Annotated in this window: 18 protein-coding genes; 15 read left to right on the forward strand and 3 right to left on the reverse strand. The window is 53.4% G+C overall.

Annotated elements, in window-relative coordinates:
• The first annotated feature begins 1 nt into the window (after nucleotide 1).
• The 14 genes from ACAW74_RS21695 (at nucleotide 2) to ACAW74_RS21760 (ending at nucleotide 16,538) form a co-directional block, all read left to right on the forward strand.
• On the forward strand, nucleotides 2-1,033 hold the full coding sequence (locus tag ACAW74_RS21695; RefSeq protein WP_370700331.1) for a PDDEXK nuclease domain-containing protein: 1,032 nt from the start codon (nucleotides 2-4) through the stop codon (nucleotides 1,031-1,033).
• A 169-nt stretch (nucleotides 1,034-1,202) separates the two neighbouring features.
• Nucleotides 1,203-6,395 carry a hypothetical protein gene (locus ACAW74_RS21700; RefSeq protein ID WP_370700332.1) on the forward strand — a complete coding sequence of 1,731 codons (5,193 nt, stop codon included), beginning with the start codon at nucleotides 1,203-1,205 and terminating at the stop codon, nucleotides 6,393-6,395.
• A 67-nt stretch (nucleotides 6,396-6,462) separates the two neighbouring features.
• Nucleotides 6,463-7,719: an N-acetylmuramoyl-L-alanine amidase family protein gene (locus ACAW74_RS21705; RefSeq protein ID WP_370700333.1), complete on the forward strand. Its 1,257-nt coding sequence runs from the start codon at nucleotides 6,463-6,465 to the stop codon at nucleotides 7,717-7,719.
• Between the two features lie 133 nt (nucleotides 7,720-7,852).
• Nucleotides 7,853-8,257, forward strand: coding sequence for a type VI secretion system tube protein TssD (gene tssD, locus ACAW74_RS21710; RefSeq protein ID WP_370700334.1), 405 nt, complete (start codon nucleotides 7,853-7,855; stop codon nucleotides 8,255-8,257).
• A gap of 33 nt (nucleotides 8,258-8,290) precedes the next feature.
• Entirely contained in the window at nucleotides 8,291-8,704 is a 414-nt protein-coding gene (gene tssD, locus ACAW74_RS21715; RefSeq protein ID WP_370700335.1) for a type VI secretion system tube protein TssD, read from the forward strand.
• A gap of 87 nt (nucleotides 8,705-8,791) precedes the next feature.
• A complete protein-coding gene (locus ACAW74_RS21720; protein ID WP_370700336.1) occupies nucleotides 8,792-10,264 on the forward strand; it encodes a polymorphic toxin type 15 domain-containing protein in 1,473 nt (490 codons plus the stop codon).
• Nucleotides 10,265-10,269: 5 nt separating this feature from the next.
• Entirely contained in the window at nucleotides 10,270-10,842 is a 573-nt protein-coding gene (locus ACAW74_RS21725; RefSeq protein WP_370700337.1) for a GAD-like domain-containing protein, read from the forward strand.
• A 303-nt stretch (nucleotides 10,843-11,145) separates the two neighbouring features.
• Nucleotides 11,146-11,883 carry a PoNe immunity protein domain-containing protein gene (locus tag ACAW74_RS21730; RefSeq protein WP_370700338.1) on the forward strand — a complete coding sequence of 246 codons (738 nt, stop codon included), beginning with the start codon at nucleotides 11,146-11,148 and terminating at the stop codon, nucleotides 11,881-11,883.
• Between the two features lie 166 nt (nucleotides 11,884-12,049).
• Entirely contained in the window at nucleotides 12,050-12,454 is a 405-nt protein-coding gene (locus ACAW74_RS21735) for an Imm1 family immunity protein (protein WP_370700339.1), read from the forward strand.
• A gap of 183 nt (nucleotides 12,455-12,637) precedes the next feature.
• Complete coding sequence (locus tag ACAW74_RS21740; RefSeq protein WP_370700340.1) at nucleotides 12,638-12,871, forward strand: hypothetical protein; 234 nt, start codon at nucleotides 12,638-12,640, stop codon at nucleotides 12,869-12,871.
• 55 nt (nucleotides 12,872-12,926) lie between these two features.
• Entirely contained in the window at nucleotides 12,927-13,754 is an 828-nt protein-coding gene (locus ACAW74_RS21745; RefSeq protein WP_370700341.1) for an SGNH/GDSL hydrolase family protein, read from the forward strand.
• A 3-nt stretch (nucleotides 13,755-13,757) separates the two neighbouring features.
• Complete coding sequence (locus ACAW74_RS21750; protein ID WP_370700342.1) at nucleotides 13,758-14,258, forward strand: peptide deformylase; 501 nt, start codon at nucleotides 13,758-13,760, stop codon at nucleotides 14,256-14,258.
• A gap of 233 nt (nucleotides 14,259-14,491) precedes the next feature.
• The gene (locus tag ACAW74_RS21755; protein ID WP_015334482.1) at nucleotides 14,492-15,739 is read left to right on the forward strand and encodes an efflux RND transporter periplasmic adaptor subunit; all 1,248 of its coding nucleotides are present in this window, start codon (nucleotides 14,492-14,494) and stop codon (nucleotides 15,737-15,739) included.
• A 121-nt stretch (nucleotides 15,740-15,860) separates the two neighbouring features.
• Nucleotides 15,861-16,538, forward strand: a complete 678-nt coding sequence (locus tag ACAW74_RS21760; RefSeq protein WP_041258440.1) for an ABC transporter ATP-binding protein — start codon at nucleotides 15,861-15,863, stop codon at nucleotides 16,536-16,538.
• 94 nt (nucleotides 16,539-16,632) lie between these two features.
• On the opposite strand, the gene ACAW74_RS21765 is transcribed toward ACAW74_RS21760, so the two are convergent.
• Nucleotides 16,633-17,502 (reverse strand): Ppx/GppA phosphatase family protein, encoded by an 870-nt coding sequence (locus ACAW74_RS21765; protein WP_370700343.1) that lies wholly within the window; start codon nucleotides 17,500-17,502, stop codon nucleotides 16,633-16,635.
• Between the two features lie 349 nt (nucleotides 17,503-17,851).
• On the opposite strand from ACAW74_RS21765, the gene metH reads away from it, so the two are divergent.
• Nucleotides 17,852-21,577, forward strand: a complete 3,726-nt coding sequence (gene metH, locus ACAW74_RS21770) for a methionine synthase (RefSeq protein WP_370700396.1) — start codon at nucleotides 17,852-17,854, stop codon at nucleotides 21,575-21,577.
• A gap of 52 nt (nucleotides 21,578-21,629) precedes the next feature.
• On the opposite strand, the gene ACAW74_RS21775 is transcribed toward metH, so the two are convergent.
• Together ACAW74_RS21775 and ACAW74_RS21780 are read right to left on the reverse strand one after the other, a co-directional pair.
• The gene (locus ACAW74_RS21775; RefSeq protein ID WP_370700344.1) at nucleotides 21,630-22,238 is read right to left on the reverse strand and encodes a HupE/UreJ family protein; all 609 of its coding nucleotides are present in this window, start codon (nucleotides 22,236-22,238) and stop codon (nucleotides 21,630-21,632) included.
• Nucleotides 22,239-22,241: 3 nt separating this feature from the next.
• Nucleotides 22,242-23,198 (reverse strand): AAA family ATPase, encoded by a 957-nt coding sequence (locus ACAW74_RS21780; RefSeq protein WP_370700345.1) that lies wholly within the window; start codon nucleotides 23,196-23,198, stop codon nucleotides 22,242-22,244.
• Between the last annotated feature and the right edge of the window lie 53 nt (nucleotides 23,199-23,251).

Genomic DNA, 23,251 nt, shown 5'->3' on the forward strand with positions numbered 1-23,251 from the left:
GATGCTGGCCCAGCCGCCTGACCCTGACTATCAGCAGCTAGTAGCGCTAATCAACGAGACGCTTCAACACGGGCGGCAAAAGGCGCTGTCGGCGATACAAGCCACCCAACTCGTCAGTTATTGGCAAGTTGGTCGTCATATTGTCGAGTATGAACAGCAGGGTAATCGCCGGGCCGACTACGGCTCGCGTCTGCTCGATAGTCTGGCTAAAGACCTTGTTCAACAGCACGGTAAGAGTTTTAGTCGGTCTAATCTGATTTACATCCGAAAGCTGTATCTCACGTATCCAATTAGTGAGTCACTGACTCACCAGTTGACGTGGACCCATTATATCGAACTACTGAAAATAGAGGATGAGTTGGAACGCGGCTTTTACACCAGACAGGCCGAAGCCGAACGATGGAGCGTTCGTGAACTGAAACGCCAGCTGAGCGCTTCCCTATTTCAACGATTGGCCCTAAGCAAAGACAAGGAGGGCATACTGGCGTTGGCACGGCAGGGGCAAGTGATCGAAAAGCCAGATGATATTATTCGCGATCCTTACGTACTGGACTTTCTGAAGCTACCCGCCGATAGCCAGATTACAGAAACCAAACTTGAGCAACGCCTGATTGATAACCTGCAAACGTTCCTGTTGGAGCTTGGTAAAGGATTTGCCTTCGTTGGTCGTCAGTATCGCATTCCGATTGCTGGCCGAAACTACCACGTCGACCTTGTCTTTTACCATCGTATTCTCAAATGCTTTGTACTGATCGACCTCAAGCGGGGCGAAGTGGATCATCAGGATATCGGGCAGATGAATTTCTACCTGAATTATTTCAAGAAAGAAGAGAATATGCCCGACGACAACGATCCAATCGGTATTGTGCTGGGTTCGGCCCGCGACGAAGTCTTTGTTGAATACGCACTAAGTTCCATCCAAAATTCAATCTTTGTCAGCCGTTATCAACTGTATTTACCCAACAAAGACGAGTTGGAAAGTGAACTCAGACGAGTGCTGGAGCAGCCATCGGCAGATGGACCGCCGATATAAAGCAGGCTTGGTTAGATAGATGTAACGTGGGTGAAATAGCTGGGTATCGATCCTGTTTTGGCAGTCAATATAACGGGCATAAAAACGTTTAAAGTAGGTGGAACTGTGCACACTGGCACACTAGCCTCCCTGCGCTAGCCGTAGCGTTTTGCAACTATTGAGGATACTGATGAAAACTGTACTACATAGTCTATTCCTGCTCTGCCTTACCGCCGCTGTTGGTCTGGCGCAGGTAGCCAAGCTGTCTGATAAACCCGATCAGTTTTTGCCCGATCTGAAGGCGTTTATGGCCAAGGGCGGCCCGGAGGCCGTCAAAGCCACTGCCGATCTGGAGTCGATCTGGACCGATGGCATGCTGACGCCCGCGCAACGGGAGCGGCTGATGGTCCTGTGTCGGCAGCAGGTGCAGAAACGCTACCAGCCCACGGCACAATTCGTACCGTTGTTTGCGGCTATTTACCACATCATTTACACGGCCAAACCAGCCGTGAACCCGCCCGACATCGACAACCTGCTGACGGTGGCCGAAAAGCAGTTTGCCCAGAACGACCAGAAAGCCTACACGCGCACCGTCGAGGCCATGCGGGCGTTTCTGCAACGGCGTGAGCTCTACGCCGCCAAGTACAACAAGACGTTTTTGCTGGGTGGCACCTTCGAGTTCAGGTACGTTGAGCCGGGAACCACTACCGGGCAGGTTAGTTCCACGCAGGCAGCCGTCGACCTGAAAAACGAGGCCCAGTCTCGGTTTGATGGCTGGGACGCCCCCGTTGGCATTGATTCGACACAACCCAAACAGATTGGCGTGTTCTACAAGCCCATTCCACGCCGCCCCATCCCGACGGTAGTTGGGCCTGTCGTGATGGTATCCAACGCGCACCTGGCTATCGTGGCCAACGGCGATTCGGCGCTGGTCAACAGTACGAGCGGGTATTTTCTGCTCAAAGACGGCGTTTGGGTCGGCAAGGGCGGCACGTTTACCTGGGCGTTGCAGGGGAAAGAAGATCGCTTTGTCACGCTGAGCGACTACAGCATGGTAGCGATGAACCCGCGCCTCGTGGCCGACGACGTGACGCTGACCTACGAGAAAGGCAACAAACCCATTTTGGGCGCATTTGAGTACGTCAGTAAAAAGCGCTACACCAACCGGCCCGATGAGTATCCGCGCTTTGCTTCCTATCGAAACAACGAAGTCATTCCGAACCTCGGGGCGGGCATCAGCTACAAGGGCGGGCTGGCGCTGGCGGGGCTGCAATTGATTGGCGCCTCGGCCGATGGCCAACCGGCTGTGCTGACGATTCAGGATCAGAACAAAAAAACGGCGTTGCGGCTCGTCAGTCGCAAGTTTGAGTTCGTCGATTCGCTCATTACGGCCGCGGCCGTGCAGTTGACGGGCTACCTGTACGACACCGATTCGCTGACGCACCCGTCGGTTCAGTTCAAATTTGACAAGACGACCCGCACTGCCTGGTTCAACCGCGTCGACCGCACAGGCTATGGCCGCGTGCCGTTTGCCGACAGCTATCACAAGTTCTTTGTCGTGCCCGAAGTGGTGCGCTGGGAAGTGGCCAAGCAGAAGATCGAGTTTTACCAGATTGCCGCCAAGCGCGACGTACCGATGCGGATGGAATCGTTCGACTATTTCCAGCCGGAGCGTTATTCGGCCATCGCCGTCGACTACGGGTTTCACCCGATCCAGATTGTGGCTAACTACATCGCCAAAACGAAGCAGCAAACCTTCCTGGACGACGATCTGACCAATTCCGTACCCAACGTGAATGCTACTGCCCTGCGTGGCGCGCTCAACCGGATGGTGATGGAGGGCTACCTCGACCGCGACCCGCGCACAGGTACGTTGCGACTGAGCCGGAAAGGAGCGCTGTATTATTTCGCGTACAACGAAAAGTCGGACTATGACAACTTCGAAATCAAGTCGTATTTCAATACTAACGATTCGCTGAAAAACGCGACCATCAACCTCACCGACCCGAAACGGTACCTGGTGGTGCGAGGCGTCGATCGGTTCACGATCAGCGACTCGCTGAAGCTGTATGGCATGCCCGCCGACAAGACGCTGCGAATTGCCAAAGGCCGTTCGCTGGTGTTTACGGGTCAGATGAAGTCAGGCAACATGCGCTACAACGGCGTCGATCTGGCGTTCGACTACGACAAGTTTGGGCTAAACATGAACAAGATCAACTCGATCACGTTCACGCCGCAGAAACTGGCCGACCAAGGCCGCACCGACGAGATTGGCGGCGACATTAAGTACGACAAGCCCGGTTCGGTCTTCTTCGCTACGGCCGACAACAAATCGGGCCGGATGAAAGGCAAGAAAACCACGCAGCGGCTGGTGATGCCCGAGGGCATGACGGCCTATTTCGATCAGGAAGACCGGGGCGACCGCCGCTACGACCGAAAGGTGTATTTCAAGATTCCGGCCATCGACAACGACAGTGTGGGTAAGGGCGATATTTCGTTTGTAGGTACGTTCCATTCTGGCGGAATTATGCCGCCCTTCCAGGCCGAACTGAAAACCATGCCCGACCAGACGCTGGGCTTCGTGCATACGCCACCAGCGGGGGGCTATCCGGTCTACGGCTCCAAGTCGAACGTGAAGTTTGCGGGTGATCTTTCCATGAGCAAAAAGGGCTTACAGGCCGCCGGTACGTTGAATCACCTGGCGGCTTCGCTGACCACGAAAGAGTTGCTCTTCATGCCCGATTCAGTTATTGCCACGGGCGAGACAGGGCAGATTGTGGAATCACAGACGACCAAAGTAGCGGCGGCTCCGGCCAAGAAAGGGCAGCGCGTGGTGCGGCAACCGAGCGTGGCGCAGACCTATTACCCAAACGTAGCGCTCAACAATTTCTCGATGAAGTGGTGGCCGCAAGCCGACAGCATGGTGATTACGACCCAGAAAAACAGCTTTACGTTTTTCAACGCCACAACCAAACTGGAAGGGAGCCTGCTACTGCGGGCTAGTGGCTTGTTCGGTAATGGGATGTTGACCCGTACCGATTCGGAGGTGGAGTCGCAGAGTATCAAATTCAACCGAGACGGGTATTACGCCGACAACGCGAAGTTCCAGATCCTGTCGAACAGCGATGTCAAAGGCGTTGCCAACAAATCTGTGATGGTGGGTACGGCCATCGACGTTGATTTTGATCAGGTCAAAGGACTGGTTGATTTGGCCATTAGCCTCAACAACCGCAGCGTGGAAGATACCCTGCGGTCGAGTATGGAGTTCCCCTATGCGGCCTACAAAACCAACATCAACCGGGCGCAATGGAACATCAAGAACAAGACCATTGCCATGCGGGGTGACGTGAAAACGTCGACGTTCACGGCCACGGCTGAGGAGCAGGAAGGCCTGACGTTCAACGCCGGCTCGGCGCAGTACGACATCGATAAGATGATGCTGAATGTGGGTGGTGTGCCCTACGTGACGTCGGCCGACGCCCGTATTTACCCCGAAAAAGGGCAGGTGACGGTGCGGCGCAATGGGGAGATGCTGCCCTTCAAGAATGCCCGGCTGGAGATGGACACAACCACGCTCTTCCACCGGATGAGCAAGGCCAACATTCAGGTGGTGTCGCGGACGCGCTTTACGGGCGACGCCACATACCTGTTCGCGACCGCCAAAGGCGATACGGCGTCGATCAAGATGGGTAGTTTCGATTTGAAAGAAGCCGGGCCGCGTTCGGCTAAGCCGGAAGAGGGGGCTGTTGCCAAAGCGTCGAGTAAACCCGTTGCGGGCCGAAAAGGCAGACGCGGTGCCGATAAGCCCCTGACGACCTATTACACCGTGGCCAGTGCCGACATCGACGAAAACGACAAGCTGATGCTGGCGCCGAAAATGCAGTTCAAAGGAGCCGTGCTGGTAAAAGCGCCCGATAAAGATCTGGCGTTGGATGGCTTCATTAAACCGGCCCTCAAAAAACGCCCCGCGCTCATTAGTGGCTGGATTCCGTTCAAGGAAAAGGTGATCGAAACCATCGAAATTCCGGTCAACGACAAGCTGAAAAACGACGGCGATCAAGTGCTGGTGGCGGGCTTGCAGAGCCGCTATGGTAGCCCCGGTATCTACCCGACGTTTATGTCGCCCAAGGAAGATAACCGCGATGATGACATTTTCCGGGCGGAGGGCTACATGCGCTACGACGAAAAAGATAAGACGTTCCGCATTGGTACCAAGCTGGGTACTGAGGGCCTCGGCGACGATTTTGACAACACCTTTTTGTTCAACGACGAAAAGGGGATCATGACCTTCCGGGGGGCGATGAACCTGCTGGCCACCCGCCCCAACCAGTACCTGCTGGCGAGTGGTTCGGCCCGTGCCAACGTCGACAGCAGTACGTACCGGATCAACGCGCTGATGGCGCTGACATTTGCCATTCCCGAGCCGATCAATACGCTCATTGCCGGTAAGCTAGTTGAAGCCAACCTCGAAGAACGCAACGACACCCCCGCCGACGATGATCTGAACCGGATCTCCGACAAGATGCTCCCGCTGATTGGCAAGAAAGCCGTCGATGACTACCGCAACCGGGCGCAGAACCAGCACGTGGTGCTGTCGTCGGCCTCGCCCAAGCTGAACACCTCGCTCGTGCTGGCCGATGCGAACCTGCGCTGGTCGGAGTTGCACAATGCGTTCTACAGCGTGGGTAAACTGGGTGTGTCGAACATTCAGACGGCCGACATCAACGCGCAGATGGACGGCTACATCGAGATTCGGAAAGGAGGCAACGGCGATGAAATGAGCTTATACCTTGAATCGTCGCCCGACGTATGGGTGTTCTACGACTATCGCCCGGCGGGCGGTACGGGTGGACAACTGGCCATCGTGACGTCGGAGCAGGAAATCAACGACCGCATTACGGCGCTGCTTCGGAACAGTAAATCGACCAAAACCAGCCTCGCCATCGTGCCCGGCGATATGGAAGATAAGTCGGCCTTCGTAGAGCGGTACGAGATCCAGTACAAGGTGCGTAGCAAGCCCAAAACGGCGCCGAAACCGAAAGCCAAGCCCGCTGCCCCCACCGAGACGACCGTGGCTAAAGAAGCCGATGGCTTCGGTGGCGATACCGAAACGACGCCGACTCCGGCAGCGAAGCCTGCCAAAGGTAAAGCGGCTACAAAAACCGCAACTGCCAAAGCAGAACCGGCGGCTACCGACGAGGAGACGACAGACCCAACGGCTACGCCAACGGCTGAACCAGCTTCTAAAGCAAAAACCGCTACAAAAGGCAAGACGGCGGCCAAAATAGAAGCAGCTAAGGGCAAGCCGACGGTTGCTAAGAAAGAACCACCCAAGCCGAAGGAGGAGAAAAAAGATAAAGAAGACGAGAAGGAAGGCTTCTAAGATTGGGTAGCTTCACGCTTCAGAAAAGGGCGCAGGTAGTCGGTACGGCCATCTGCGCCCTTTATTTATGCGTCAACTCGTCATGCGTTTTCTGTTTATCTTCATTGGGCTGCTGGGTCAGGCTGCGTTTGCCCAGACTGTACCAGCCATTGTTGCGGACACCATCGTTCCTGCGCCCATGCTGGCCGATACGCTGCCTCGTTTTCCCCGGCTAGGCCGCACCACCTCTACCCTGACGAACCTCTATTACGGAACCGGTACCGACCGCCTGGGTGGTGCTAAACGCGAAACCTTAGATTCGGGTGTGGTACTGCGACTAACCGGGCAGCAAAACAACCTGTATCGGGTGCAACTGGCGCCGAACCAGACGGCCTATGTACCCACTGATCAGGTACGTATCGACTCCGCCTCGCTGGCCGCCCAGCCCACCTCGGCAACGTACCTGACAGGCAACTGGACGGTTTCGGGCGATTCGCTCTTTGATTACGTAGCCATCCGCCTGCCCGATCGACTGCCCTACCATACCCGGCAGGAAGTAGAGCCCAATCGTATTGTACTCGACCTGTTCGGGGCCGATGTCAATACCAATTGGATTACGCAGCTTCGGTCGGCGCAGGCCATCGAGCGCGTCTGGTTCGAGGCCGTGGGGGATGGGCACGTTCGGGTTTTCGTGGCGTTGAAATGCCCGAAGCGTGGGACGGTACATTGGGGTTATTCGGCCTTTTACCAGAAAAATACGCTGATGCTCCGGGTACGTCGTCCACCGTCGGGCCGATCGTTGCGGGGGCTGGTGATCGCCGTCGATGCCGGGCATGGTGGCAGTAATACCGGCGCAAAGGGTACCCAGTCGGGTCAGCTGGAAAAAGATCTCACCCTCGACGTAGCCCGGCGGTTGGCAACGTACCTGACGCGCGCCGGGGCGCAGGTGGTGCTGGTGCGGGATGCCGATACCAATCTGGTGCCGTCGGTACGTATCCGTGCCATGCGGAAGCAACTGCCGCATTTGCTTGTCAGTATTCACTTTAATTCGTCGGGGAATGCGGGCGTTCAGGGCGTAAGCACGTATTATAAACACCTGGGTTTTCGGCCCTGGAGTCAGCTGGTGCTCGACGAAATGCTGCGCCGGTTACCCGTCCGCGAATTCGGCAACGTGGGCCATTTCAACTTCTTTTTTAACAGCCCCACCGACTACCCTAACCTGTTGGTAGAGGGGCCATTTCTGAGTAACCGTACCGATGAAGCCCTGATTACCGACCCGGCCTTCCGACAAAAAATGGCTGAAGCGATCGGCAAAGGATTGCGTCGGGTGCGTCGGTTGAAATGAGGTGACCATTGCGCCGGTTACGAAAAAGACCGGCTCATTTTGCATCGGTAGATATATATCGTAAGCCGATAGCCGTTACTTTTAGTGTCGGTCGCGCCTGTACGCCAGGCCTTTCAACGCCGCTATCTGCTCCGTGTCATCCTTCAGCGCTTATCTCACTGTTGGTAGTTTTAAAACCTGGGTCAACTCGGTTATCCTGGACATGCATCAGGAAATCGACACCCTGGGTCGTCCGGCGTCGGCAACGTATGGCGGCAAGCTGACGATCTCGTTCAATACTACCGCCGATCCACTGGTTACCAACTGGATGTTTAACCCCGCCAAGCAGTGGAGCGGTACCATTACGTATGTCGATATGGTGGGCGTGACGCTGAAAACGGTGGCTTTCCAGAACGCGTTCTGTCTGGATATGCAGGAAGACTTCGACGGTACCAACAATTCTGCCGATATGGTGACGACCATCGTTATTTCGCCTGAAAAGCTCAGTATCGGTTCCATTAACCACGATAACCATTGGCCTCCCATCGAAGCCAATTGACGTTCATAACCTTCAGGCCAATCCCCTCCTTGTATGGCTGCTTCGTTTGAATCAACGTTTCATATACCGGGCATGGACCCGATGGTGCTGATGCATTGCCACTACCAGTTTAACCAGCCCGACGACGTGCGCGGTCGGCCCAATGCCGGAGTACGTAGCGGGCTAATCCGGGTGACGTTGTTGGGCACCGACAACGGTACGCTGGCCAGTTGGGGCGTCGATCCGCTGAAGGCATTGAGTGGTAAGATCGTTTTTAAGGACAGCGAAGGCGGTACGTTAAAGACACTTCAGTTTTACGATACCTATTGCGTCGAATACCGGGAGGTGTTTGTGTCGGGCAGCACCACGGCCGCCTACACTTTCGACCTCGGCCTGACAGCCCGGCGCATCAATCTCAATAATGCCGAACACGACAATATGTGGCTCGACTGGAAACCCGGTCAATAACCACTTAGCAAGCATTAGCAAATGCTTCGGTTAAGACCGTTTAGCAGGTAAACTAGTCAGTTTCGTTGTAGGTGAATCACTGGGCTTATGGAATATAAACTGATTCTGTCGGGACCAGTCAATAAACGGACCGTCGAAAACGCCGTTATCGATTGGGTACGCAAGCATCCGCAAGGGGTCATGGCGACGTCTGGTTCGCGTGGATTGACTTCGCAGAGTATGCCTGTGCCGCAAAATCGGCAGCAGCAGGCGCCTGCCCACAGCCCGGCTTTGGCTCCACAACGTACCCAAACCCGCGTTTACGGCCCTCCTGCACCGGCTGGGTTGGAACAGGCGCTGTCGTCCCACATACGGATGCGGCGTATCAGCGAAATGGGGAAGAGCCAGGTTCACACGTTCATCTACAACGAGCGCGAACTGCTGATTGTGCGGCAGGGCAATCTTCACCATCAGTGGGTGCAATTGAAGCACTCGTGGGAAACCACGCAGGGCCTACAGGCCGTGCAGGCGGTGCAGCCTAACCCGGCTAACCTCAGCGAATGGGACCGGCTTAAGTTAGCGATGGCCAGCGGAATCCGGCAACTACCGGGTCAGGTCGTCGAAACGGTGCAGAAGATCATCGACAGCCTGCTCACTTGGCAGGGTATGCTGCTGATCGTGGCCGTAACGGCCATCTTCGTGCTGGGTGGCGAAATCGCCTTGATTCTGATGGGGGCGGTGGCGGTTTATGACTTGCTGATGAATGTGCTGCCCTTGCTGGTGGAGTTCTACCACAAAGCGATTGCCGCTAAAGATCAAGCCGAAATTGACGCGGCGGGTAAGCTCTTCGCGCAGGCCATTCTGCGGGGCGGGCTGGACGTGATCGACATTCTGTTTGCGGGTGGGGCTGTCCGTCGGCTGACCGTGCTGGGTGGCGGGCGCATTACGGCCCGTGCCGTGTGGGTGTATCTGGAAGAGCGCATCGGTCTGTTAGTGGCTCGCTTGCAGAAGGGTGCCGGCAAGTTGCAGCGGATAATCCAGGAAGCGCAAGAAGCGGCTAGAAAGGGAAAGGCCCTTCCACTACGACGTCTCTCAAAGTATAGAACTCGTCCTCCCTTCGAACGAAACCCTAATCATCCGCAAGCTGAGTATGACCGGCAGATTCAGGCGCAGCAGGATGGGCTCAATGATATGACTGTTGAAGAATATTTAAACAACAGTGATCGTTATAAGGCGCAAGGAAGAGCGGGAGATAAAGCTCAAAGAGAGGCAAGAAGTGAGGCGGCTAGACAGAAATATGAAGAATTGAGGCGCCAGGGCAAGAGCCCGCAAGATGCAAAACAGGAATCAGAGGCATGGATGAGAACACAAGCTGCTTTACACAACCCAGACCAAATAGCCGGAGGAAATCCTGATCATATTGGTGGTATGGGAGATAGCAATGTTAATAGTTCAATCGGCAGCCAATGGAAAAATAAGAGAATTGCTGAGAACATGGACGCCCACATTCGTCAAGAAGCGACAAGGATGACGCCTGAACAACGCAGAACGACTAAACTGAATATCGATTTAGACCATTGAACAACATGTTTGAGAAATTTTTTGAAAAATACCCCCTTTACCATATTGTTAAGAAGCCGACTGAACAGCAAATTGATAGCTATAGAAACGTTCTTCCTAGCGCAATAATAACAATATGGCAGGAGTATGGATATGGAATATTCGCCGACGGTTATCTGCGATTTATTAATCCGGATGATTGGACGGAATTTGTAAAAAAATATATAGAAAATACTGGTTATGAGTACATTCCAATAGCTGTTTCAGCTTTTGGTGATCTTTTTGTTTGGAAAACAAAAAAGGAAGGGTTTCTGGAATTATATGATTTTCGTCATGGTGATTTTAAAACGGTAAGTACTTCGACTGGATTAGATATATTATTTGATATGGATTTTCTAGATGATTCGTTTATCTGGGATGAACTTAATGCATCAAATTATAAGTCGATAAAGGTAAAACTCGGTACGCCAAATTATGATCAATGCTATGGTTATGTACCTCTACTGGCTTTAGGCGGGCGAGAGTCAATAGAACACATTCAAATCGTTGATCTTAGAGTACATATGGAATTAATGGCTCAGGTAAGCGGTCCTTTATAGGTTGAACACAGTGGATTTGTAAAAGGCCTGACCTAAATTGACACAACATATATGAGTATACTGATTGAATTAATTAGTAATAAATCTAAACGTTTTGTAAGACTAGTCGAGGTATCTTGACTGCGGAAGCGTAGCTATTTTTGTTTTAGCTACTCTATTAACTGATGCAGAGGTAGAAACTTATATGGCTCAAGTTTAATGTTATATCGATTTGCTGATCGCCCAGATACAGTATTACCACGATAGGTATTTAGGATGTAGGGCTTGAATTCAGTGTCAACTACATCCATAAATTCAATAATAATGATTAAGCGAGAGCCATTAATGAGTGAGCAGTACTTCGTTCAACGTATAGATCAAATCAGCAGTTTTATTGAGCAGACAAAGCAAGATCTTAAGTTGCCTGAAGGTGAGGTTTATCTTGATGCTGTTTATCATGATTTGTACTTAGATAACTGCAAGCTATTGACAGCTCAATACTCAGCGGGTGTAGAAGTAAGTAAATTAACTGAGACGCTCTGCCAAGCTATTGAGGCTTTAGTTAATTACAAAGCTCATCCTGATGCAACTAACCTGTTTTTTATTGGTTCTGTTGACGAGTATATGAATGTATTGGCTATGCTGACTTGGGGCATTACATTGCCTATTGAGCAAAATCAGTTTGCCCAGTTGGTCCAATGTATTGACCAGGAAAACAAGCGTGATGCATTAATTGATATGCTTATTGCGCATCGTATTTCTGATAGAAAGATTAGCCAAGATATCTATCTGCCAAAACTATATACACCATTATATAAAGCAGCATTGAACAAGTCTGATAAGCAAATGGCCGACTTTTTAGCCCAATGGTATAGTGTGTGCGTCAAAAAGACGGCTAATTATGAAATTTACACATTACATGGTGGTGATGATAGTGGATTTAATGGTTATTGGGCATGGGAAGTTGCAGGTATGACATATGCATTAGGAATCGATGACTCTGTTTATCAGTCATTCCGTTACTACCCTACTGATCTAGTCAGGTTTGCTCGGCATCAATAGCTTGTCTATTAGATAACGGTGGCGGGTAGTGAGCGCATCACGGTTAGGGCTCTGTGATTATTAGCGGCTAAACTGGTGCAAATTTTGTGTGACTTTATCGCGAAAGAAAGCCCAAGGTTTATTTGTGACGCGTCATAAAATACTATCCATTAAAAAAACCGAACCAATGGAACTAGATTATGACGTCTGGTTAGCTAACCGCAACAATAGTGCAACTAAAGCCATTAGCCCAGCCGACGTAAATCTTGTTGTGGAGCGCCTGGCAGCCCTCAATCAGAAAGAATATACACAGCTTGTTTTGGGCGCTTCTGATGGGCATTTGCTAATAGGAGGAGGGCTTGGCGCTTACGTATGCACGTATACGCAAGGTGAGCAGGAAGCCTATTTTAATTTGATCAACCCACATGCTCCAACTGACGAAGAAGCTGAAGAGGTCACTGTTGTTACAGGTGGGCAGGCAGGTACGTTCCCTCCGGCGATTGTTGTTGACAGGTCCTTGGCCGAACAAGCGATTCGATACTTTATCCGTCACGAACAGATGGATCCTTCCCTTATATGGGAAGAAGATTAATCGTACAACCGTAATTTAAACGTGTATTCTTGGGTATCAAATCATTGATAATCAAACTAGATAATCGGCTGGCCAGAAAAGAATACGTGCCGGACGCCGAAACGGCGGTTATTGATAAGTCCCTATTGCTCCAATTGACCAACGGGGAAACGTTGACGTTTGTCGTCAAGGACGTGCAACTGAATGAACTGGAGTCGCTGGCGAATCTGCTTGACGTACCTATGTTTTGAGCGGATTGTGGCTGCCTCCGGTCTGAAGAAAAGCGCCTTATTAGGCTTGTACAAGAACGAAGATGGGCTTCGCACCAACTATGCGCTTGTCGCGTCAGGTACGTACCTGGTTATCGTGTCACTGGCTGAAATTCAACCGGCTCGCTATGCGCTGCAAATAGAAAGCGTCTGGCAGTTGGCTGGCTGATCAATGCAACCTCGAGTCTATAGCTGAGTCATAGCTTTGCTGTATATTGAGCGGCATGAAACCACTGCTCCTGCTGGTCGTTTTGACCGGGTTATTCAGCTCCTTCAGGCATAGAGAGATCGCCTGGGTAGCTATTGGCGACTCTATAACGTACCTGAACGACCACACCGATGAAACGCAGCACCGGATTACGAAAGGGTACATGACCCAGGTCGTGGAGAAGCTACCGCACATCAGGTACGTTAATCAGGGCCATAATGGCTGGACAGCGGGGCAGATCGCGCAGCAGATTGATAAGCTGGATATCGCAAAGGCCGACTTGTACACCGTTTTTCTGGGTACTAACGACTGGTGGGCGGGGCGGCCGCTGGGGCGGCTCAGCGACTATAAGGAGAATACGGGCAATGGTACCGTCTATGGCTCCTTCCGGCTGATTGTTGATAAACTGCATAGCCTGAACCCGGCGGCGCCAATCGTGCTGATTACGCCCATGCAGCGTGTCGATTTTGTGTATCTCTTTAATTACAAAAACAACGCCTACGGCTCCTACAAGCCCAATAAATCTGGACAAACGCTCGAAGCTTTCGCCAATGCCATTGACTCGATAGGCCACTATGCGCAACTGCCGGTCGTGGATTTGTACCACACCCGGCAACTGGCGATGGATAAACTGGTTCGGTTTAAGCGGGTGAAGAACCCATCGACGGGTCAATATACCAATTACCCTTACCCGACATTTGTCGACTTGCCTTTCGACCCGGCTGCAGACGAATACCCCTACCCGACGGAGTCGATTGCCATGACCTATGATGGCCTACACCCGTCGGACAAGGGCTATACGGTCATCAGTCGTCGGCTCATCAAGCTCTTTAAGCAGTACTGACGCATGAAAGGACTGGCTGATCTACTCCTGCTGGGCGACCCTCGCCTGTATGAGGTCTGCGAAGAGGTTCAGTTTGACGAACTGGCGCTGGTAGCCGGTTGGGTGGCCGACCTCCACAACGTGATGGAGGAAATCCGGACCAAGTACAAGTTCGGCCGGGCCATTGCCGCTCCGCAACTGGGCATCATGAAGCGGCTTATCTACATGAACGTGCTGCCACCCGCCGGGCGGGGGCCGGTGGTGTTTATCAACCCCGTACTGGACGACCTCAGCGACGAAACCTTTGACTTGTGGGACGACTGCATGAGCTTCCCGAATCTGCTGGTGCGGGTACGTCGGCACAAAGCGTTGACGATCCGCTACCTCGACGAGCAATGGCGCCCGCAACGCTGGCATCTGGAGGATGCTTTATCAGAACTGCTTCAACATGAGTATGATCACCTCGACGGCATTCTGTGCACCATGCGGGCTATCGACGACAAATCGTTCCGGTGGCGTCCGTAAGAAACGAAGCGAAAAAAGGCTGTCCACATCTGGACGAGAGTTTGTCCGAATGCGGACAGGATAGGGCGCAAAAAGGGCTAAAACCAGCTTAGAATCAGCGAGTATGCTACTTTGGCACGTAGATTGGCTAACTGTATCTGGCTGGCGTTATCGATGCGGCCGCGGCAAACCGAACCTGTAAGGCCAATGCCACTGATGACGCTTGTGAATGACCTAATTTGACTTGACTAAAAATGGATCGTGCCTTACCCAAACGCTTCTGGACCCAACAACGCATCGCGCTGTCTGCGGGCGGTATTCTGATCGTTGGTCTGATCGCCTACGTTACGTTGTTTGCCGACAAGCGTTCCAAACTGAATGTCGAACGCGACAAACTGACCGTTTCGCCCGTAACGATTGGCCCTTTTGAAGAATTTATTGCCGTAACGGGTGTGGTGCAGCCGTTGAAAACAATCCGGCTCGATGCCATCGAAGGTGGGTACGTTACCCAGAAACTCGTGGAAGGGGGTACGCAGGTTGAGAAAGGGCAAGTGCTGCTGAAGCTCGAAAACCAGGGTCTGAAACTGAGCTTCCTGCAATCGGAGACCGAAGCGAATCGGCTCGTCAACGACCTGCAAAATACCCGCCAACGGCTGCGGGTCGAACGGTTTGCGTTGCGCAAAAATCTGGCGGATCTGGATGCCCAACTTGATCAGGCAAAGGACACCTATGACCGGCAGGCCAAACTGTATAAAGACAAAGTGGTGTCGGAAGAAGATTACCTGAAAGCCAAGCGGGCCTACGAACGCCTGGCCAAGCAACGAGAAATCGAAGCCGAATCGCAGAAATACCAGGAGGATAACTCCAAACTGCAAATTCAGCAGCTGGAAGGGACCCTGGCACGTACCCAGCGCAACGTAGCACTCTGGCAGCAAACGCTTGAAAACCTGGTGGTTAAAGCGCCTGTATCAGGGCAGCTATCGAGTATCGATGTAGAGGTAGGTAGTAATATCAACCGGGGCCAGAACATCGGCCAGATCGATGACCTCAACGGCTTCAAGATGCGCGTGGGTGTTGATGAACACTATATCAGCCGGGTCTTTCCTGGGCTTACCGGGTCATTTGAGTTCAACGGGCAGGAGCACAGCATCCAGATTAGCCGGGTGTACCCTGAGGTACGGAATGGCCGCTTTGAAGTGGACATGACCTTTACAAAAGGCGCACCGCAGGGTATCAAACGCGGGCAGTCGTCGCCGATCCGGCTGGAGTTGGGTAAAGCCAGCAAAGCCACACTATTGCCGGTGGGCGGATTCTTCTCCGATACAGGTGGCAACTGGGTGTATGTGCTCGACAATTCGGGCAAGCGGGCCACCAAGCGAAACATCACGCTGGGCCGTAAAAACCCCGAGTTCTACGAAGTGCTCGAAGGTCTGCAACCCGGCGAGCAAGTGATTACCAGCAGCTACGAGAATTTTGGCGATAACGAAGTTTTGGAATTTTAAAAACAATAGACCGCAGACTAAAGGGATTCGTCAGATTAACGCAGCTTTCTCAACAGTTTGACTGTAAACTTCCGCGTAAATCCACCTGATCTGCGTCATACGCGTGCCAATCCTTAAAATCATGATCCAAACCATTAATCTACAGAAACTCTTCGCTACGGAAGAGGTAGAGACCACCGCCCTCAACGGCATCAATATGGACGTCCGGGATGGTGAGTTTGTTGCCATCATGGGGCCCTCCGGCTGTGGAAAATCCACGCTGCTCAACATCCTGGGTCTGCTCGACAATCCGTCGGATGGGCAGTACAACTTTTATGGTACGGAAGTATCGAGACTAAGCGAACGGCAGCGGGCCGAGTTGCGGAAAGGCAGCATTGGCTTTGTGTTTCAGAGCTTCAACCTGATCGACGAGCTGACCGTTTATGAGAACGTGGAATTGCCCCTACTGTATCTGAAGACGCCCGCCGACGAGCGGAAGGTGCGCGTTGAAGCAGCCCTAAACCGCATGAACATCATGCACCGGCGCAATCACTTCCCGCAGCAGCTATCGGGTGGTCAGCAGCAACGGACGGCTATTGCCCGGGCGGTCGTTGCCAAACCCAAGTTGATTCTGGCCGATGAACCGACGGGGAACCTCGATTCGAAAAACGGGGAAGAAGTGATGAAACTGCTGGGCGAACTCAACGACGAAGGCACCACCATCATTATGGTGACGCACTCGCCCTACGATGCGGGCTTCGCTCACCGCACCGTTAATCTCTTCGACGGTAAAGTCGTAACCGAGAACATTCGGGTGTGATGAATGAATAATGTACGATGTACAATGAATAATGGGCTGACGCGGTGGTATGCTTGCGCCAGCCCATTGTGCATCGTACATTATTCATTGTACATTACTTCAACTGTTCGTATACCAATTTCAGAATACCATCTTTCAGGCCCAGGTCGGGGACGGTGATTTCGGTGGCGCCCGCCCATTGCATGACCGAAATGTAGATTTCGGCGGCGGGTACAATCACGTCGGCCCGGTCGGCGTTGAGGCGTAGCTTATTAATCCGGTCTTCCAGACTGAACTCGGCGATGTAGTCGTGCATCCGGATAATTTCGGCCAGCGTCGTGGTGGTGTCGCTCGTTTTCGAAACGAGGTTGAACAACTTACTGATGTTGCCACCCGTGCCGACTGCCGTAACGGGCTTCGACCGATCGACGTTTTCGTTGATCCAGTCCTGCATCTTCTTCCAGGCGCTCTTCGTCTCTTTTCCCTCCAGCAGCCGCACCGAACCCAGCTTGAACGACCGCGACGTGATCTTTTGCCGGTTGCAGTACAAGTTCAGCTCTGTGCTACCCCCGCCTACATCGATGTGCAGCGTCTGCCGGTCATCGAGGGCCAACACCACCACGTTATTGATTAACTCGGCTTCGCGCTGCCCGTCAATCACCTGAATGGCAATGCCCGATCGGCTTTTGACCAGATCGACTACCTCCCGGCCGTTGGTGGCTTCACGCATGGCCGATGTAGCACAGGCCATATACGCCTCCACTTCGTGCAGTTCCATCAGCAGCTTATACGCTTGCATCAGCTTTACCGTGCGTTGTACGCTTTCGGTGGTAAGCCCACCATGCGTAAACACGTCGTGCCCCAGCCGTAACGGAAAGCGAACATACTCCACCTTCTTGAAGCTAACCACCCCATCGACGGTTAGTACAGTGGAAATCTGCATACGGGCGGCATTGGAACCGATGTCGATAGCGGCTAGTTTCATTGGATACAGGAATCGTTTGCGGGTCGCAAAACTAACGATTGGAACGCGGATGACGCAGCTTGAAAATGGATTTACCGTAGTAAGGGACCGCATCGATTCGTGAAAACACGCCCTTGGCTTGCACGGCAAAGCAGCCTTGTCGTCGCCGTCCCTCTAAAAATCTACGCAAATCCGTTACACCCGCGGCTTAGGCAAGTCTATTTGTCCGTGTTCCAGCCTAGTTTTACTAAATTTGTACTTTTCCGGGCTATTGGGTATTTCTCATTAGCTTTTTTCACGAAAAATTTGGCTCGATTTGCAACAGCTCACCGACCTCCTCCAGCAGCGCATCCTCATCCTCGATGGGGCAATGGGCACGATGATTCAACGGTATAACCTCAGCGAGGACGATTACCGTGGCGACCGTTTTCGTGACTTTCCGCACGACGTAAAGGGCAACAACGATCTGCTGTCGCTGACACGCCCCGACATTATCGCCGAAATCCACCGGCAATATTTCGAAGCGGGGTCCGATATCGTTGAAACCAACACGTTCAGCGGCACCAGCATCGCGATGGCCGACTACCATATGGAGGAGCTGGTCTATGAGCTGAATTACGAATCGGCCCGAATTGCGCGCGCCGTAGCTGATGAGTTCACGCAGGCCGACCCCACCAGACCCCGGTTTGTGGCCGGTGCTATGGGACCAACCAACCGCACCGCCAGCCTCTCGCCCGACGTCAACAACCCAGGCTACCGGGCCGTTACGTTCGATGAACTGGTCAATGCGTATTACGAACAGGTACGTGGTCTGGTCGACGGTGGCTCAGATATTCTGTTGGTCGAAACCATTTTTGATACCCTGAATGCCAAAGCGGCGTTGTTCGCTATCGACCGCTATTTCGCCGATCAGGGTAAACCTTCGTTGCCCATCATGGTGTCGGGTACCATCACCGACGCGTCGGGACGTACCTTATCGGGGCAAACGACTGAAGCATTCCTATATTCGGTATCGCACCTGCCTTTGCTGAGTGTAGGGCTGAACTGCGCGCTGGGTGCCGAGCTGCTGCGCCCCTACGTGCAGACGCTGGCTAATGAGTCGCCGTTCTACACGTCGGCTTATCCCAACGCGGGCCTGCCCAACGAAATGGGTGAATACGACCAATCGCCCGACGAAATGGCGGCACAGATTGAAAGCTTCGCCAAAGACGGGTTCGTAAACATTGTGGGCGGCTGTTGCGGCTCGACGCCCGACCACATCCGGGCCATTGCCGGGGCGATGGCGAAGTACCAGCCCCGCCCCAAACCCGCGCCCGAACCCTATCAGAAACTGAGCGGCCTGGAGCCGCTGAAGATTACGGAGCAAACCAACTTCGTCAACGTAGGGGAACGTACTAATGTAACCGGCTCTAAAGCCTTTGCCCGGCTCATTAAGGCAGGCGACTACGAAGCCGCACTGACCGTAGCCCGGCAGCAGGTCGAAAACGGGGCGCAGGTGATTGACGTGAACATGGACGAAGGCATGCTCGACTCGGCTGAGGTCATGACAACGTACCTGAACCTGATTGCCGCCGAACCCGATATTGCCCGTGTTCCCGTGATGATCGACTCCTCGAAATGGGAGGTGATTGAAGCCGGCCTGAAGTGTGTGCAGGGCAAGGCTATTGTCAATTCGATTTCGCTGAAAGAAGGCGAGCAGGCCTTCATCGAACGCGCCCAACTGGTGAAACGCTATGGCGCGGCGGTGGTCGTGATGGCGTTCGATGAAGACGGGCAGGCCGATTCGTATGAACGCCGCATTCAGATCTGCGAACGCGCGTACCGTATTCTGGTCGATCAGGTTCATTTTGCTCCGCAGGACATCATCTTTGACCCGAACATCCTGACGGTCGCAACGGGCATTGAAGAACACAACAACTACGCTGTTGACTTTATCAACGCCACGCGCTGGATCAAGGAAAACCTGCCGCTGGCGAAGGTGAGCGGTGGCGTGTCAAATATTTCGTTCTCGTTCCGCGGGAATGACCCCGTCCGCGAGGCTATGCACTCGGCGTTCCTGTACCACGCCATCCGGGCCGGTATGGACATGGGTATTGTGAACGCGGGTCAATTGGCCATTTACGACGATATCCCGAAGGAGTTGCTCGAACGCGTAGAAGACGTGCTGTTGAACCGGCGCGACGATGCCACCGAACGGCTGGTCACCTTTGCCGATACCGTGAAAGCCAAAGGCAAAGAAGTGGTGGTCGATGAAGCCTGGCGGAGCAATACCGTTGCCGAACGCCTCAAATATGCGCTCATCAAAGGCATTACCGACTTTATCGACGAAGACGTAGAAGAAGCCCGCCTACAGGCCGAGCGCCCGCTGCACGTGATCGAAGGCCCGCTCATGGACGGCATGAACGTAGTAGGTGACCTCTTTGGCGAAGGCAAGATGTTTTTGCCACAGGTGGTGAAATCGGCACGGGTGATGAAGAAAGCCGTCGCCCACCTGACGCCTTACATCGAAGCTGAAAAGCAGGTTGGCGATGCCGCCGGCGCCGGTAAAATTCTGCTGGCTACGGTAAAAGGCGACGTGCACGACATCGGGAAGAACATCGTGGGCGTGGTGCTGGGTTGTAACAACTACGAGATCATCGACTTGGGCGTGATGGTGCCTACCCAGAAGATTCTGGACGCCGCCCGCGAACATAACGTCGACATCATCGGCCTGAGCGGGCTGATTACCCCCTCGCTCGACGAGATGGTGGGTGTTGCTAAGGAGATGGAGCGGCAAGGTTTCACCATTCCGCTGCTAATTGGCGGGGCTACTACCTCGCGCATTCATACCGCCGTGAAAATCGACCCGCACTACTCGGGACCGGTGATTCACGTGCTGGATGCCAGCCGGAGCGTACCTGTAGCGGGCCGTTTGGTGAGCGACGAGCGCACTACCCGCGACCAGATTTTCAACGAGATTAAAGCTGAGTACGCTAAGCTCCGTGATGAACACGCCCGTAGGCAGAAAGAAAAGAACCTGCTGACGATTGAGAAAGCACGCCAAAATCGTGTCCAGATCGATTGGTCTGCTTTCTCTGCTACCAAACCAACGTACCTGGGCAATCGCTACTTCGACGATTATCCGCTCGATGAGATTGCGCGCTACATCGACTGGACACCGTTTTTCCAGACGTGGCAGCTACACGGCAAGTATCCGGCCATCTTTGATGACGCTACTGTGGGCGGTGAGGCCCGTAAGTTGTACGACGACGCCAATGCGCTGTTGCAGGATATCATCCGCAACAAGTCGCTGAAAGCGAAGGCTGTCGTTGGATTTTATCCTGCTAACGCCACCGACGATGATGTGTTAATTCATGATTTTGGGGAGGTCACGCGGGAGATTCCCTGCGAACGGCATGGCTCGCACCGGCACGTTGAATACAAGATTAGTCAGGCAGCGGCATCACAGGCGGCAGTAACGCCCGCGGGCGAGTTAGTATACGATACTAAAACGGTGCTGCACTTCCTGCGTCAGCAAAACCAGAAAGCGGCCGGTTTGCCCAACCTGTGCCTCGCCGACTACGTGGCGCCGCTGGATAGCGGTCGTGAAGATTACATCGGCGCATTTGCCGTAACGGCGGGTATTGGCATCGAAGCGCTACTGGAACAGTTTGAGCGCGAGCACGACGATTACAACAGCATCATGGTGAAAGCGCTGGCCGACCGCCTCGCCGAAGCCTTCGCTGAACTGATGCATGAACGTACCCGGAAGGAATTCTGGCCCTACGCCGCCGACGAACGGCTGACTAATGAAGAGCTCATCCGCGAGAAGTATCAGGGCGTCCGGCCCGCGCCGGGTTACCCCGCCTGCCCCGACCATACCGAGAAAGCTACGTTATTTGATCTGCTCGACGCCGGTCGCGCCGATATTGTGCTAACGGAAAGCTTTGCCATGTACCCGGCTTCGTCGGTGAGTGGTTTTTACTTCAGCCACCCCGAATCGAAGTATTTTGCCGTTGGTAAGCTCAACAAAGATCAGGTGATCGACTACGCGCACCGCAAAGACATGACCCTCGACGAAGCCGAACGCTGGCTTGCCCCGGTGCTGGCGTATTAGCGGTATGGTATTAAACCTATAAGGTTTTAAAAACCTTATAGGTTTACAAAAATCACGACCCCGCAATTAACGAGTTATTGATAATCAGGGAGATGGCCATGCCGGCGACGATTCCTGAGATGATCAATACCCAGTCGCGGCGGTGGCCCCGGAAGGCGTTCAGGATAAAGTGCGACAGGCCCAACACCAGCGATACGATCAGGAGTTGACCCAGTTCAAGGCCGAGATTGAACGCCAGCAGTGGCGTAACGATGTCGGCCTCCCGACCGAGCAGGCTGCGGAGGTAGCTGGAAAAACCCAGGCCGTGAATCAGGCCGAACGCCAGCGCGAGACTGTAGCGCCCCCATTTCCGCGACTTGATCCGCGTGCTGAACGGACTCGTGCGTTCCTGATAGAAAAAGTTGACGACAGCTGTAATCAGAATCGTGATCGGAATTAACAGTTCGATCACGTCGGAGCGGAACGAGAGCAGGCGCAGGGTGGCCAGCGCCAGCGTAATCGAGTGCCCGATCGTGAACGCCGTGACCAGGATCAGGACCTGCCGCCATTGCGAGAGGGTATAGATCGCACAGAGCGCGATGATAAAGAGAATATGGTCGTAACCACCCGGGTCGGTGATGTGATCGAACCCGAGGCCGAGGTAAATCCAAAAGTCGTTCATACGTTAGCCGATGGCCACTTTGCGCAGAATAGAGTCGATCACCTGAAGCGATGTGATGCCGTCTGCTTCGGCTTCATAATTGAGCAAAACCCGGTGGTTAAACACATCGGGGCACACTTCTTTAATATCTTCTGGCAACACGTAATCGCGTTGATCGAAGTAAGCAAGAGCTTTGGCGGCCAGATTCAGGTGAATGCTTGCGCGTGGCGACACGCCGTACTGGATGTAGCGAGACTCGTCGCGGAGGCCGTAGTCGAGCGGGCGGCGCGTGGCAAAAACCAGTTCGATAATGTACTTTTCGAGCGACTCGGAGATGTTTACCGCGTTGATTTCGTCGCGAATGTTGGCAATATCGGTGCGGTCAAGCAGCGACTGTACTTCGTAGTCGAAATTTAGGTTCGACATCCGTCGCATCACTAGCAACTCTTCTTCCTTGTTGAGGTAATCGACAAACACCTTCATCATAAACCGGTCGACCTGCGCCTCCGGCAGTGGGTACGTACCTTCCTGCTCAACGGGGTTTTGCGTGGCCAGAACCAGAAAAGGACGGTCAAGAATAAACGTCTCTTCACCAATCGTGACCTGTTTCTCCTGCATCGCTTCCAGCAGCGCTGACTGCACCTTCGCGGGCGACCGGTTGATTTCGTCGGCCAGAATCAGGTTGGCGAAAACGGGCCCTTGTTTCACCTCGAAATCCGACGTGCGCTGATTAAAGATCATCGTCCCGATCAGGTCGGCGGGCAACAGGTCAGGTGTAAACTGAATACGCTGAAAATCAAGCTGCAATACCTTTGCCAGTGTGTTGATAGTGAGTGATTTAGCTAGACCGGGCACCCCTTCGAGCAGAATATGGCCACCCGTGAACAGCCCCACGAGCAGTCGGTTCAGCAGGCGTTCCTGCCCAACCACAACCTTGCCGATTTCGGCCAGCACCTGCCGGATTTGTGAATGATAGGTCATAGAGGGAGTTCAACGTTCAATGTCCAAGGTTCAACGCTGCTAGTTAACATTGA

This window comes from Fibrella musci, assembly GCF_041321105.1.
Classification (GTDB): Bacteria; Bacteroidota; Bacteroidia; order Cytophagales; family Spirosomataceae; genus Fibrella; species Fibrella musci.

Bases quoted from the DNA above. Each gene is read 5' to 3' on its own strand.
- ACAW74_RS21695 (WP_370700331.1), top strand. From the start codon at position 2: ATGCTGGCCCAGCCGCCTGACCCTGACTATCAGCAGCTAGTAGCGCTA.
- ACAW74_RS21700 (WP_370700332.1), top strand. From the start codon at position 1,203: ATGAAAACTGTACTACATAGTCTATTCCTGCTCTGCCTTACCGCCGCT.
- ACAW74_RS21705 (WP_370700333.1), top strand. From the start codon at position 6,463: ATGCGTCAACTCGTCATGCGTTTTCTGTTTATCTTCATTGGGCTGCTG.
- tssD (WP_370700335.1), top strand. From the start codon at position 8,291: ATGGCTGCTTCGTTTGAATCAACGTTTCATATACCGGGCATGGACCCG.
- ACAW74_RS21720 (WP_370700336.1), top strand. From the start codon at position 8,792: ATGGAATATAAACTGATTCTGTCGGGACCAGTCAATAAACGGACCGTC.
- ACAW74_RS21725 (WP_370700337.1), top strand. From the start codon at position 10,270: ATGTTTGAGAAATTTTTTGAAAAATACCCCCTTTACCATATTGTTAAG.
- ACAW74_RS21730 (WP_370700338.1), top strand. From the start codon at position 11,146: ATGATTAAGCGAGAGCCATTAATGAGTGAGCAGTACTTCGTTCAACGT.
- ACAW74_RS21735 (WP_370700339.1), top strand. From the start codon at position 12,050: ATGGAACTAGATTATGACGTCTGGTTAGCTAACCGCAACAATAGTGCA.
- ACAW74_RS21740 (WP_370700340.1), top strand. From the start codon at position 12,638: ATGAACTGGAGTCGCTGGCGAATCTGCTTGACGTACCTATGTTTTGAG.
- ACAW74_RS21745 (WP_370700341.1), top strand. From the start codon at position 12,927: ATGAAACCACTGCTCCTGCTGGTCGTTTTGACCGGGTTATTCAGCTCC.
- ACAW74_RS21750 (WP_370700342.1), top strand. From the start codon at position 13,758: ATGAAAGGACTGGCTGATCTACTCCTGCTGGGCGACCCTCGCCTGTAT.
- ACAW74_RS21755 (WP_015334482.1), top strand. From the start codon at position 14,492: ATGGATCGTGCCTTACCCAAACGCTTCTGGACCCAACAACGCATCGCG.
- ACAW74_RS21760 (WP_041258440.1), top strand. From the start codon at position 15,861: ATGATCCAAACCATTAATCTACAGAAACTCTTCGCTACGGAAGAGGTA.
- ACAW74_RS21765 (WP_370700343.1), bottom strand. From the start codon at position 17,502: ATGAAACTAGCCGCTATCGACATCGGTTCCAATGCCGCCCGTATGCAG.
- metH (WP_370700396.1), top strand. From the start codon at position 17,852: ATGGGCACGATGATTCAACGGTATAACCTCAGCGAGGACGATTACCGT.
- ACAW74_RS21775 (WP_370700344.1), bottom strand. From the start codon at position 22,238: ATGAACGACTTTTGGATTTACCTCGGCCTCGGGTTCGATCACATCACC.
- ACAW74_RS21780 (WP_370700345.1), bottom strand. From the start codon at position 23,198: ATGACCTATCATTCACAAATCCGGCAGGTGCTGGCCGAAATCGGCAAG.